Source organism: Paenibacillus sp. Z3-2 (assembly GCF_054161325.1).
The window spans coordinates 3,588,706-3,601,622 of record NZ_CP096397.1; the positions used below are offsets into that span (position 1 = coordinate 3,588,706).

The following is a 12,917-nucleotide window of genomic DNA, read 5'->3' on the forward strand; positions in this document are numbered from 1 at the left end:
GCCTCCTTGCTTTAACGATACAGCGGGCCGAACACACTGCAAGCACGGTAGTCTGCGCTCTCTGGCTCACTTGTGCCGAATAATCCCCATGCACGTGGACGGAAAATCTCCGATTCAGGGACATTATGCATGTTGACCGGGATGCGAAGCATGGAAGCCAGCGTAATCAGATCAGCACCGATATGACCATATGAGATGGATCCGTGATTCGCACCCCATTGGTTCATGACCTCGTATACCGAAGTGAACGCTCCCGATCCGGTTAGAACTGGTGCAAACCAGGTGGATGGCCAGGTTGGGTCTGTCCGCTGATCCAGCGTATCATGTACATCTTCAGGCAGGTCGACCGTGTAACCCTGAGCGATTTGCAGCACCGGACCCAGTCCTTTAACCAGATTCAGACGTGTCATCGTTACAGGCATGCCGCCTTTGGTCAAGAAATCCGCTGAATAGCCGCCCCCGCGGAAATACTCTACGGATGCCGGTCTCCACGATGTTGCTTTTAGACAGTCCTGAACTTCCTCATCTGTAATTTCCCAGAAAGGCTTGAGTACAGGCTTGCCATCTTTGGACTGTTGTCCGGTGCCATCCAATGCTGCAGAACCCGAGTTAATCAGATGCAGAATGCCGTCCTTCGCGTTTCCCTCCAACTGGTGCCCCGTCACACGCTGTACCGAATCCGGACTCCAATACGTGCGCACATCAGCGAAGATCTGTGCCGTATGCGTAAGTAACGAACCAAATAACATGGACACGCCATTCAAGCTATCATTCTCCGTTGCAACGAGATAAGGCGCACGTTTGCCATTCCAGTCAAAGGAAGAATTCAGTATCGACTCCAGAAAATCTCCGTTCGGTGAATGGTCTGTCCACTGCCGTTGTCCCTGGAAGCCGGATACAATCGCGTGGTGGCCCATCGATTCCTCTGTATACCCAAGCTCTGCCAACCTTGGGTTGCCCGCCATGAGGTCACGCACAATTTGGGTCATTTTCACAACCGTTTCCCATTCGTACTCTTTACGTTTACGATCCGTTTGCAGATGGGCTGCGTTGTTGTCCGGACCTTCGCTACAATTCTCCTTCACCCAGGCCAGCGCAAGCTTATACTCCTCAGGGTCGTAGATTTCTTCTTCAATACGGCGAGTGAGTTCGCTCATATCCACATATTCGTTCCGCATGCCCAGATACTCCTGGAAAAATGAGTCGTTCACAATCGAGCCAGCAATCCCCATGGATACCGATCCAATCGACAGATAGGCTTGCCCTTTCAAGGTAGCGGCTGCAAGACCCGCACGGCTGAAACGGAGCAACTTCTCACGTACGTCATCGGGAATCGTTGTATCTCCTCCATCCTGAACATCCTCTCCATAGATCCCAAAGGCAGGAATGCCCTTCTGTGCATGGGCTGAGAGAACTGCCGCCAGATATACAGCACCCGGACGTTCAGTTCCGTTAAAACCCCAGATGGCTGTTGGAGTGGATGGCGACATATCCATCGTTTCCGTACCGTAACACCAGCACGGTGTCACGGTAATTGTTACACCCACGTTCGAACGGCTGAACAGTTCCGCTGCTGCGGCCGCTTCAGCTACCCCTCCAATGCAGGTCTCAGCAACAACACACTCTACTGCTGAGCCGTCAGGATACCGTAGTTCGGCTGCAAGCAGCTCGGCCACAGACGTCGCCATCCGCATCGTTTGTTCTTCCAGTGACTCCCGAACGCCTTTGCGTCTTCCATCAATCGTGGGACGAATACCAATCTTGGGGAAAGCCTGCTTATAACGATAATCCTGATGTGTCATACGAGAATGTCCTCCTTCAATTCGCTTCATAGAATTTGGTATGAATTGAGAAACCTTCTGTCTGATCCATATGCATTGATTAGAATGAGATAATACGGAATTACAACCGATACCCGAGTTACACGCAAGACCTGCTTACACAAATGAACAAGTGCAGTTCTTCGCTATTTGAATACGTTTACATAATTTCAAAAAAACAATAAACCATTTCATTAATCAGCCTTGTATGTAGTTCCTCTATTCAAGAAGATGGAACATGCATGAGCGAATTTAACGAAATGGTTTATGTAGTAAGGACGTTCAGAACCCACTAGGGTTATCGGTAACCCTAACATAGCATGAGCCTATCTTGCTGTCAATTGGCATTATCCTATAGAATGGTAAGACTATGTTGCGGAAAGGTTAGATTCTATTGATTACGATTTACGATATTGCCAAAAAAGCCAACGTCTCCGCCATGACGGTATCCAAGGTTATTAATCATACAGGCCGCATAAGCTCTGCGACACGCGAACGTGTGCAACAGGTGATCGACGAACTTGGATATATTCCGAACTCCAATGCACGCAGCCTTGTGCTTCAACGAACCCAGATGCTGTCATTACTTATTACGGATATTACCAACCCTTTTTATACAACACTGGCCCGTGGTGCTGAAGATGCAGCCCATCTTCGTGGGTACCGTCTCTTATTCGGCAACAGTGACGAGGATTACGACAAGGAAAAGGATTACGTGGATGCTATTCTGTCAACTCGCGTGGATGGTGTACTCTTTGCCCCGGCGGGAGATCGTTCTCTCACTCATCTGAAACAGTTGCAGGAACGTAACATTCCGTTTGTCTTCCTGGACCGAACCGTACCAGGCATTACGTCAGATATCATTGCCGGAGATAGCCGGGAAGGCGCAATTGACCTGATCCGATATCTGGTGCAATTGGGACACAGGCGCATTGCACTGGTCAATGGTTCTTCGGAGGTTTCTACTGCCAGACTGCGGGAGGAAGGCTATGTAGAAGGTTTGCGTGAAGCCGGAGCTGGTACCGATCCTGAGCTTGTGCTTCGAACCGGTTACCGCGATTTCAGCGACGAAGAGGGACTGGATAGACTGCTCTCTCAACCGGAGCCACCAACAGCCATTTTTGCAGCTAATAACATGCTTGCGATCGGGGTCATTCGGCTTTTGCGCAAACGAGGACTGCGTGTACCAAATGACTTCTCTGTTGTGTGTTTCGACGATCTGGATCTGGCTTCCGCCTTTGACCCTTTTCTGACCGTAGCTGCACAGCCCGCATATGATTTTGGATTTCGAGGGGTACAGATGCTGATTGACCGGATTGAGGGCAAGGCCCCTTCCGAGGCCCAAACCGTCATTCTACCATCAGAACTGCGCATTCGAGCTTCGGCTGCTGCTCCACGTGAGCAAAAATAGAGTTAAGCGCTAGAGTTGACCAAATATTATCGTGTAAAAGATTAGTCCCGTTCAAATTCGAAAAATGTACAACATAAAAAGGGTGCACCGGAGATTACACTCTGGTTGCACCCTGTTTGATGTTCATTCGTTAGAATGACCCGTTCGTCCGAACCGGTTGGTTCGTCAGGTTCATTCAGTTTCATTATGGTTCCATCCGAGCCGAGATTTTACCGCTCCGACTGTAGTGCGAGAGCGACCTCACGAACGAGTCCCGGGAACCAGTCCATCAGAGCTTCGAACGTATATCCCGCTTGCTCTGCCTTGGTCGTGTCCATCGTCCATGATTGCTCGATCCCGAAGGGTGACATGTCTTCTTTCACAGTTTCCGTAAGGATCTGTGACTGCATGCCAGTGACGGTCTCGATCAGATGCATCATGGCCGACAGCATAATCGCACCCTTGGAAGCTGCATTCACCGGACCGGTAATGGACGAATGTCCAAGCCAAGCGAGAAATCTTGCCGCTTCTGTGGAATTGATGAATCCAATCTCTGCATCCGGATTCGGCATGCCGATCGGTTTTCCTTTTTGCACATGTTCAATATGAAAATGAAGTCTTCTCGTATAATCATCAATCCCGAGTACAATGGGGATACGCATCGCCACAACCGGGAAATTCGCTTCCTGGAAGAATACAGCCTCTGCAAGCCGTTTACCTTCTCCATATGAAAAATCCTCCGCACTCCCATACTGTAATGGATATGTATACGGGTCAAAATCCGTTTCCGCAAATCCCGGTTTGGGATCACCGTACACAGACAATGTAGATGTCAAAACGTACCTTTGGGTGCGCCCTGCAAAAGCTTCACATGCCGCTTTCGCCGCGTCTGGAGAATAACAGATATTGTCGTACACGACATCCCACATATCTGTCTGCGCAACCTCTGCCAGAGATTCCGGGTCTTCACGATCCATCTTGATGCGGTTCACTTCGGGTCCGAAGTCGACATCCGTTTTACCGCGGGTAGCGACTGTAATCTGTGACTTCCCTTCCCACAGCAAGTGATCTACGAGACGTTTGCCGAAGAAACGTGTACCCCCAAGTATAAGTACTTTATTCATCCGAAAAACCTCCTACCTCGTTCTATTTTGTTTAACAATTTGATGCATGGTGTGCGCATCCCGTTGAAACTCATAAGATGTTAGTTTTTCGGATACGATGCACCCACGCTCTACGAGTATTAATTGTAATGCATCCATGTGCTTGTACCGTTCACCAGACAGATCAACTGTCGGAAAAATGCGAACCTCTCGTTTGGTTACACGCAGCAGCTCCATTACGGTTGCAACATGAAAATCAACATCCAATATGCCTGTTCTTATATCAATCGTTAGGGAACACAAGCCCAATCTGGTTCCGAATCTGATCCATGACCTGCATCGTAACATAGGAGCGTTCATACGTGTTCATGTCGGATTCCTTTTGGCCTTGCTGAACCAGGCTCACGAACTCCTCCACTTCATAATACATCGCCGGATGGGTTTGTTCGACTGTGAGTTGCTCCACTGTACCGTCATTGTAACGTATCTCTGCATGTTCAGGTGAACCAATCTTGTCAATGATGATGCTACCCAGTTCCCCCATGATTTCGCTGGGTACATGAGAGTTGGAGATTTTGGAGTATGTTACGACCGCGTCCATGCCATCATAATCCAGGAGCACACTGCCTTGTCCATCCACGCCAGATTCCAGCATCATCGCTTGGGACTGAACCCGGTTAGGTGCACCAAATAATGTAATCAACGGATAGAGACAATACACACCGAGATCCATTAATGCACCATTGGCGAGTTCAGGCTTGAACGCATTCAGGACAATCCCCTCTTTGTACTTGTCGTAGCGCGAAGAATACTGAGAGTATCCTGCTACGTATTTACGGACCGGACCGATTTTATGCAGGTTGGACTGCACCATTTTGAATTGGGGAACAAGGGTCGATTTCATGGCTTCCATGAGCAGAACCTCGTGTTCACGTGCTGTATCGATCATGCTCCGCACTTCCGCGCTATTTGCAGCCAAAGGCTTCTCGCACAATACATGTTTGCCGTTTCTCAGAAAAAGCTCTGCTTGCTCTGCATGAACCGTATTCGGTGTCGCAATGTAGACTGCATCAATTACGTCACTTGCCCCCATCTCTTCGAGATAGGTGAAGCGGTGTTCAACATCATATTTATCTGCAAATGCGTTTGCCTTATCTTCAGTTCTTGAATACACGGCAGTCAACTCGAATCCTTCAACCTGTACTGCAGCTTCCAGAAGTCTTTCTGTAATCCAGTTGGTACCCACTACGCCAAAACGAACCATACCTACCTACCTCTTTCATCTATAAATTTCATTGGAGTTCTAACTTGTATACCATCTTGTATATTGTAGCTCATATTTCGTTCAGATTGAAGGAAGGACTATATCCCAAGTATTGATATCTTGCTTTTCAAGTCGAAACTTCGTCACTCCCTTGGATTCAAGGGTATAATTAGAGGTGAGGTGATCACCGTGGAAAGTCGAGATCAAGATCGCATACTTCCCGAATCTATAGAGGAAAAATACTGGCATGCCATCATCCACAACGATAGTTCTTATGATGGAACGTTCTATTACGGCGTGCAGACAACGGGTATTTTCTGCCGACCTTCCTGTAAATCCAGAGCACCCAAAGTTGAAAATGTGCTGATATTTAACCATGTTGAAGAAGCGTTAGCACGAAAGTTCAGACCCTGCAAACGTTGCAAACCAACAGGAGAGCGTGTACCTGATCAAGAGTGGATTTACGGGATTACGGAGTATATTGACCAGCATTATGCGCAACCTCTGACCCTCGATGTTCTCGCCACCGCAAGTCATGGCAGCCCTTATCATCTGCATCGCGTGTTCAAGCGGATTACAGGCCGCACACCGGTTCAATATATTCAGGAAAAACGAATCACCGAAGCACGTAAATTGCTTGAATATACCAGACTTACGGTCACCGAGATTGGCCCTCATGTCGGTATACCCAACCCGGCTTATTTCATTACTGTATTTCGCAAACACACAGGTCTCACACCTGCACATTACCGCGAAAGGCATGACAACTCATGAAGACGAATCTTACTTACAAAGTACCCAAAACGTTACTCAACAAGGGAACAGGATTCCTTAATGGATATACACATACGCTGAATCCTTACACAGGCTGCGCCTTCGGTTGTTCCTATTGTTATGTCAGACAGATGCCTGTCTCCCTCTTTCGCAAAGAGGATTGGGGAACGTGGGTTGATGTCAAACAGGAGGCCTCCCGAGTGTTCGCCAAAGAATTGCAGCGTGCCCGGATGAAAGGGAAAGTTACTCTGTTCATGTCATCCAGTACCGACCCGTATCAGCCTGCCGAGTACAAGGAGCGTATCACGCGTTCATTGCTTGAAACGATGGTACAGTATCCACCAGATTTCGTCTTAGTCCAAACCCGCAGTCCGCTCGTTACCCGCGATATAGACCTGCTACAGCAGTTAGGTGACCGGGTTCGGGTCAGCATGACCGTGGAGACGGATCTGGATGATATGCGCAAGCATTTCAGTCCTTCCGCTCCCCCGATTGCAGGCCGATTACGCGCACTGGAACAGTTGCGGGATGCCGGAATACCTACACAGGTGGCGATTGCTCCTGTGTTACCCAGCAGTGAACAGTTTGCAGCTATCCTGAGACCTCTGGTTCAGCGTGTATGCATTGACGACTACTTCATGGGTGATGGTAGCAAAGGCAAGCGAACCCGTCGACTCGGCATGGAGTCACTCTATCAAGAAGTCGGGATGGAGCACTGGTATCATCCGGACGCCTATCAGATTGTCGCTCAGCGGATGAAAGACTATTTTGCAGAGGATGAGATCTGGATCAGTCAGGCGGGATTTGAGCCTTAAATGGCCTTAATTATAAAAAGGCCCCTTTCCTTGATTGAAGGAAAAGGGCTTTTCGTTATGACATAAACAACAATAGCTGTCTTACTGATCCAATGTGTATAATGGCAGATCTGCCGGCAATGCAGCCGGGCGCTGACACGAGCTTTTCATCTGGTAGAATGTCTGTTCATCTGATGAATCGTGGAATGCCCACATGGCCTCAAGAACGTGGTATGCCAGTTCCCCGCTCGCACGGTGTGCACGTCCACTATGCGCTGCATAGGCCATATCTGCCACACCGATGCCGCGTGTATTCTCCTGGTACCCTGGGAGAAGCGGTACTTCCGTCCATTCCTGTTCACCCAGCAAGCGGTAACGAACCGGACCACCGAAGGTATTGGGGTCAGGTACCTGCAATGTACCGTGGGTGCCATATATCTCAATCGGCGGCAGTGCACTTCCGCCAAATACATCAAAGCTCGTAATCAGCGTGCCAATGGCTCCCTGTTCAAACTGCAACAGACCCGTGACGTGAGTTGGAATTTCGACGGGAACCGTCTGGCCTCTCTTTTTCTCACTCGTAATCGTCCGTTCTTCCATGGCTTTACCTGTCATACCTGCAATCGACTTGATCGGGCCCATCAGTTGGACCAATGCCGTGAGATAGTATGGACCCATGTCAAACATTGGCCCACCGCCTGACGCGTAATAAAACTCCGGATCTGGGTGCCAGTGCTCATGACCACGGCTCATCATAAATGCGGTCGCTGCCACCGGCTTGCCGATCACTCCCTCCTCCACCAATTGAAGTGAAGTCTGGATGCCTGAACCGAAGAACGTCTCTGGCGCGCAACCCACGAGCAGTCCTTTACGCTTCGCAGTTGCGAGCACGGCTTGCCCTTCCTCACGGGTAACCGCGAGCGGTTTTTCCACATAGACATGTTTGCCCGCTTCAAGTACACGTAAGCATACATCCGCATGAACGGAAGGAATGGTCAGGTTGATGATCAGCTCAATCTCGGGATCAGCCAAGATTTCGTCGACGCTGTATACGTTAGGCACATTATAGGCTGCTGCCTGCTCCTCGGCACGCTTCTGGTCGAGATCCGCAACCGCAACAAGTTCCAGCACCTCGAATCGGTGACAGTTTTCCATATAGATGCCGCTGATTTTACCGCAGCCAATAATACCTACTTTCATTGTTTTCATGCCTGGGGCTCCCTTCGCCGTGGATCAGAAATGGTTTATCCAATGAGGATGAAACGTTGAAACTGACATTACGTTTGCAATTAAACTACAATCTCATTAGTTCTGATTGTCCGCCATACCTGTGTACACTTCATGTACTGCACTTGCCCGGGTCTTCGCAAGCTCTTTGCCTGCTGCCGTCCATTTGAAGCCACTGCGCATCATTTCAGTTACGGGTTTCATGTCCACAATGTCCGCATGGTGTCCCAGCGAGTTATAGAATACCCGTCCTGCGCCCCAGCGTTTCGTCCAGACAACAGGCATATCTACGGGTCCATTCGCCGCATGCGGACCAGTCACCACTGGAAAACGAGTCGTTGCCAGCACTTCCACGGCCGGGTCTACGTGCAGGTAGTACTGTTCGCTTTTTACCTGAAAATCTTCAATATGATCCAATAACGGGCTAGAGCCGCGCTTCATGTTCACCATGTACTCGACGCCATCGTTACCTGGATGAGCTACCCATTGTCCACCCGTCATAAACTGCCAGTCCACGTTATTTCGGAAGGCATCACACATGCCACCATGAATACCAGCCAAGCCCACGCCGCTCTGAACAGCCGCTGATACGTTATTGACCAGTTCCTGCTCAATCTGTCCCATCGTCCACAATGGCACGATCAGATCCAGATCCAGCAGCTTCTCGGCATCCGCATAAGACTCCAACGTATTCGAGACTTCAACCTCGAACTGTTCTTCCTTCAAAATGCGTTCAAAAATCGCCGCTACCTGCTCCGGTTCATGTCCATCCCAGCCGCCCCATACAATCAGTGCTTTACTCATCGCTCCATCACTCGCTTTCGGATAGTTTAGTTGTGGTTCCATCCTTCGCTTGCCTTACTTGATTACATCTCTTCAAGCGTTACCCAGCGCCGCTCCGTCACCGAACGTTCTACGGCTTCCAGTACAGCCTGACAGGCGACCCCATCATGGAAACTCGGTGATGGTTGTCGTCCTTCAGAGATCGCTGTCATCAGCTCCAGCATTTCATGTGTGAACGTGTGCTCGAATCCAATCGTATGCCCGGCAGGCCACCAAGCTTCGGCATATTTGTGTGCCGGATCAGTCGCCAGAACACGGCGGAATCCCTGTACGTCCTCTTCATCCTTTGTAAAATACACTTCCAGTTCATTCATCCGTTCAAAATCAAATCGTACGCTACCCAGACTACCGTTAATCTCAAACGAGTTCGTACTGCGATGACCTGCTGCAAAGCGTGTAGCCTCGAAGCTTCCTAGCGCCCCTCCTGCGAATCGTGCCAAGAAAAGCGTGGCATCATCAACAGTTACTTCTCCCTTCGGTGCATCTGCATTGGAACTGCCCTTGGCACTTAGTCCGGTCATCTCAGATGCAAGCGGTCGTTCTTTGATGAAGGTTTCGCTCATGCCGATGACTTCCTGGAATTCACCGACGAGGAAACGGGCCAGATCGATTAAGTGCGCACCCAGATCTCCATGGGATCCGGAGCCAGCCACTTCTTTTTGCAGACGCCATACCAGCGGGAACGAAGGGTCCATGATCCAGTCCTGAAGGAAGAACGCACGGAAATGATAGATCTTACCCAGTCGTCCGCTCTCCACCAGATCCTTGGCTAATTGAACCGCTGGCGAGAACCGATAATTGAATCCGACCATATGGGCGACTCCAGCATCCTCTGCTGCCTGAAGCATCTCACGCGAATCCGCGAGCGACAGGGCCAGTGGTTTCTCACAGAACAGATGCTTGCCTTGACGGGCTGCCTCCAGTGCAATTTCCTTATGCGCATCACTTGGCGCGTTAATATCAATCAGATCGATATCATCCCGTTTCACAAGCTCGCGCCAATCGGTAACACTTTCAGACCAACCAAACTGGTTCGCTGCCTCCTGTACTCCCTGCTCGTTACGACCACAGATTACAGACATCTCAGGCTGCAGTGGAGCAGACGGGAAGAACATCGGCAGACTGCGATAGGCGTTGCTGTGGGCCTTCCCCATAAACTTGTATCCAACCATTCCGACACGAAGACGATTTGACATGGTCATTTCCTCCTTTTGGAATATAAGTAGTCTTTCAATATGTGCACCATTAAACTATTGACGAATAGAAGAAGCACGGATGATCAGTTCAGTAGGCAATAACGCTCTTGCTGATTCGGTTACAGCTACAACAGGGTTATTCGCTTCTGGCGTTCCACCCGCTGATCCATGCATAAGCTTCGATGCAGCAAGCTCACCCATTTCAAAAAATGGAACCCTGACGCTGCTCAGCGGCGGAACCGCCATCTCGGCAGCATCGGAGTCGTCATAACCGACAAATGCCGGAAAATCCTCAATCCGGATTCCCCGTTCACGCAAACCATGCATGACTCCAATAGCCATCCGGTCATTGGCAGCGAATACAGCATCGATCTCATGTAACCGATCTGCTACAATCGCTGCCGCCTCAATGCCGCTTCGTCTGCTGTAATTGCCCTCAAGCAATAGGCTCGGGTCCAGCTCCATCCCCGCTTCTTTCAGACCTAGACGGACACCTTCCATACGTTCCTGGCTGTTAGAGTAACTATCCGGACCATTGAGAAAAGCAATTTGGCTATATCCCTGATCCGTCAGATGGCGTATGGCGAGCCTGCTGCCTTCCACATGATCCGCATCCACCTCCGTGAACGATTGGCCCTCAAAGTGCTGATTCATGACACAGAATGGGTGACCTTCCTGGTGAAGTTGCTGTATGGCCGCCAGTTCTTCGTGATCATCTCTGGCACCGAGGATGATGCAGGCATCCACTTTCTGCCGCCGGAACAGATCCGTATAATTCATCACCTCACCTGGTGTCCTGAACATAACCAACAGGTCCATGCCATTGTCTCTCGCTTTGCTGCCAATCCCACTCAGCATTTCCGAGAAGAAATAGGCTGAGAACAGGTGCGCCTTCGGAACATAAGGCAACACCACGCCAAGGTTACCGCTCTTACTTCTGGCAAAACTGCGAGCAAGTGCGCTGGGCACATAGCCTAACTGTTCCGAAGCTTCAAGGACCTTGCGCCGCGTCTCTTCTTTAATAGGTCCTACCCCATTAAGCACCCGGGATACCGTTGCCTCGGAAACACCCGCAAGATCAGCCACTTCTCTACGAGATGCCACTCACTTCACCCCCTTCTAGCTCACCAATAAATCATGTAATGATTAAAAATCAATATTTATGTACGCGCGTACATTTTCTCACGCCATGTAACCGTTGTCAATGCTTTTAACATAAAAATAATGAGGGCTTGGTTTAACCCCAAGTCCTCATTATTAACTTGCCAGAGATGGTACTTTATTGAATTTATGCCACCTGTAACCTTAGGGGCTCAAGGTTATTTATCAGACTCACTAACTGATGATAGTGATGCTATTTGATCAATTGCGGGTGAGGCCAGTTCACAACGTCGTTGTTACGCCTTGATCAACAGAGGATTGGCTAAACTCAGCCTGTTCCAACGTTTTTACATGACTCGGAATGCGATCCGAAGGTTCTGGCGTGGATTGGAGTTGTCTTACTTTATGCAGTACTTCTTTGTTAGGCAGGAAATGTTGGGAACGAATGAAACGAATCGTTTTGGTTTTGGCCCGCATAACAATCGAATCGGTCTCAGCCCGATCATCCGCCAAATACCTTACCCCTCCCAGAATCTCACCTGGCGTCACACCTGTTGCCGCAAAAATGACATCCTCTGTTCCGATCATGTCCTGCATCGTTAACACTTTGTAAGGATTGTCGATTCCCATCTGCAGGCATCGCTGGAACTCGTCCGCGTTGGCTGGCATCAGGCGTCCTTGAATCTCGCCTCCGAGGCAAGACAAGGCAGCTGCAGCCAGCACACCTTCCGGTGCTCCTCCTGATCCGACATAGAGATCGATACCCGCCTCCGGGAAGGCCGGTGCCATCGCACCAGCAACATCGCCGTCACTGAGGAACTTAATCCTTACGCCAACCTTGCGCAGCGTCTTGATTGTGCTCTCATGTCGTACACGATCCAGAATCATCACCGTCAGATCCGAGATGTTTTTGTTCAATGCGGCAGCAGCTTTCTCCAGCGTGACTTCAACCGGGTCTTCGATGCTGACCTTGCCTACAAGCGCAGGGCCGACCGCCAGTTTCTCCATGTACATGTCCGGTGCGTGGAGCAGGTTACCTTTTCCCGCCACTGCAATAACCGATAGAGCGTTGTTCAGTCCTTTGGCCACGATTTCTGTACCTTCGAGCGGGTCTACAGCCACGTCAACCTCAGGGCCCTCAGCGTTGCCCACTTCCTCGCCGATGTACAACATGGGTGCTTCATCCATTTCTCCTTCACCGATTACCACCGTGCCGCGAATAGACACGGAATCGAACATGGCGCGCATGGCCAAAGTAGCCGCTTCATCTGCACTGTTCTTGTCACCTCGTCCCATCCAGGGTGCTGAAGCTAACGCAGCCAATTCTGTTACTCTGACAATTTCCAACGCCAGTTCGCGTTCCATTTTTCCCACTTCCTTTCCAGTTTCCAAAAGCATAACGTGA

11 protein-coding genes are annotated in these 12,917 nt (G+C 49.9%); 3 read left to right on the forward strand and 8 right to left on the reverse strand.

The features are described from left to right. Window positions 1–11 precede the first annotated feature (11 nt). Window positions 12–1,802, reverse strand: coding sequence for an L-fucose isomerase (locus tag M1D71_RS16045; RefSeq protein ID WP_458122770.1), 1,791 nt, complete (start codon window positions 1,800–1,802; stop codon window positions 12–14). A 412-nt stretch (window positions 1,803–2,214) separates the two neighbouring features. Here M1D71_RS16045 and M1D71_RS16050 point away from each other — a divergent pair, with 412 nt between their 5' ends. Next, window positions 2,215–3,231 (forward strand): LacI family DNA-binding transcriptional regulator, encoded by a 1,017-nt coding sequence (locus M1D71_RS16050; protein WP_458122771.1) that lies wholly within the window; start codon window positions 2,215–2,217, stop codon window positions 3,229–3,231. A 209-nt stretch (window positions 3,232–3,440) separates the two neighbouring features. Here the strand turns inward: M1D71_RS16050 and M1D71_RS16055 are convergent, their stop codons facing one another. Then, complete coding sequence (locus tag M1D71_RS16055) at window positions 3,441–4,334, reverse strand: NAD-dependent epimerase/dehydratase family protein (RefSeq protein WP_458122772.1); 894 nt, start codon at window positions 4,332–4,334, stop codon at window positions 3,441–3,443. A gap of 262 nt (window positions 4,335–4,596) precedes the next feature. Next, window positions 4,597–5,577, reverse strand: a complete 981-nt coding sequence (locus tag M1D71_RS16060) for a Gfo/Idh/MocA family protein (protein WP_458122773.1) — start codon at window positions 5,575–5,577, stop codon at window positions 4,597–4,599. Window positions 5,578–5,766: 189 nt separating this feature from the next. Here M1D71_RS16060 and M1D71_RS16065 point away from each other — a divergent pair, with 189 nt between their 5' ends. Together M1D71_RS16065 and M1D71_RS16070 are read left to right on the forward strand one after the other, a co-directional pair. Continuing rightward, window positions 5,767–6,351, forward strand: coding sequence for a bifunctional transcriptional activator/DNA repair enzyme AdaA (locus M1D71_RS16065; RefSeq protein ID WP_458122774.1), 585 nt, complete (start codon window positions 5,767–5,769; stop codon window positions 6,349–6,351). Beyond that, window positions 6,348–7,166, forward strand: coding sequence for a radical SAM protein (locus tag M1D71_RS16070; RefSeq protein WP_458122775.1), 819 nt, complete (start codon window positions 6,348–6,350; stop codon window positions 7,164–7,166). Before M1D71_RS16065 ends, M1D71_RS16070 begins: the two co-directional genes overlap by 4 nt. Before the next feature lie 81 nt (window positions 7,167–7,247). Here the strand turns inward: M1D71_RS16070 and M1D71_RS16075 are convergent, their stop codons facing one another. The 5 genes from M1D71_RS16075 to glpX form a co-directional block, all read right to left on the reverse strand. Further along, window positions 7,248–8,354 carry a Gfo/Idh/MocA family protein gene (locus tag M1D71_RS16075; RefSeq protein ID WP_458122776.1) on the reverse strand — a complete coding sequence of 369 codons (1,107 nt, stop codon included), beginning with the start codon at window positions 8,352–8,354 and terminating at the stop codon, window positions 7,248–7,250. Between the two features lie 96 nt (window positions 8,355–8,450). Further along, complete coding sequence (locus tag M1D71_RS16080) at window positions 8,451–9,176, reverse strand: ThuA domain-containing protein (RefSeq protein WP_458127271.1); 726 nt, start codon at window positions 9,174–9,176, stop codon at window positions 8,451–8,453. Window positions 9,177–9,238: 62 nt separating this feature from the next. After that, a complete protein-coding gene (locus M1D71_RS16085) occupies window positions 9,239–10,411 on the reverse strand; it encodes a Gfo/Idh/MocA family protein (RefSeq protein ID WP_458122777.1) in 1,173 nt (390 codons plus the stop codon). 54 nt (window positions 10,412–10,465) lie between these two features. Further along, window positions 10,466–11,515, reverse strand: coding sequence for a LacI family DNA-binding transcriptional regulator (locus tag M1D71_RS16090; RefSeq protein WP_458122778.1), 1,050 nt, complete (start codon window positions 11,513–11,515; stop codon window positions 10,466–10,468). Between the two features lie 279 nt (window positions 11,516–11,794). Beyond that, window positions 11,795–12,877 (reverse strand): class II fructose-bisphosphatase, encoded by a 1,083-nt coding sequence (gene glpX / locus M1D71_RS16095; RefSeq protein WP_458122779.1) that lies wholly within the window; start codon window positions 12,875–12,877, stop codon window positions 11,795–11,797. Window positions 12,878–12,917 lie beyond the last annotated feature (40 nt).

Coding starts and splice junctions, on each gene's coding strand:
- M1D71_RS16070 (WP_458122775.1), top strand. CDS start 6,348: ATGAAGACGAATCTTACTTACAAAGTACCCAAAACGTTACTCAACAAG.
- M1D71_RS16060 (WP_458122773.1), bottom strand. CDS start 5,577: ATGGTTCGTTTTGGCGTAGTGGGTACCAACTGGATTACAGAAAGACTT.
- glpX (WP_458122779.1), bottom strand. CDS start 12,877: ATGGAACGCGAACTGGCGTTGGAAATTGTCAGAGTAACAGAATTGGCT.
- M1D71_RS16075 (WP_458122776.1), bottom strand. CDS start 8,354: ATGAAAACAATGAAAGTAGGTATTATTGGCTGCGGTAAAATCAGCGGC.
- M1D71_RS16045 (WP_458122770.1), bottom strand. CDS start 1,802: ATGACACATCAGGATTATCGTTATAAGCAGGCTTTCCCCAAGATTGGT.
- M1D71_RS16055 (WP_458122772.1), bottom strand. CDS start 4,334: ATGAATAAAGTACTTATACTTGGGGGTACACGTTTCTTCGGCAAACGT.
- M1D71_RS16080 (WP_458127271.1), bottom strand. CDS start 9,176: ATGAGTAAAGCACTGATTGTATGGGGCGGCTGGGATGGACATGAACCG.
- M1D71_RS16085 (WP_458122777.1), bottom strand. CDS start 10,411: ATGTCAAATCGTCTTCGTGTCGGAATGGTTGGATACAAGTTTATGGGG.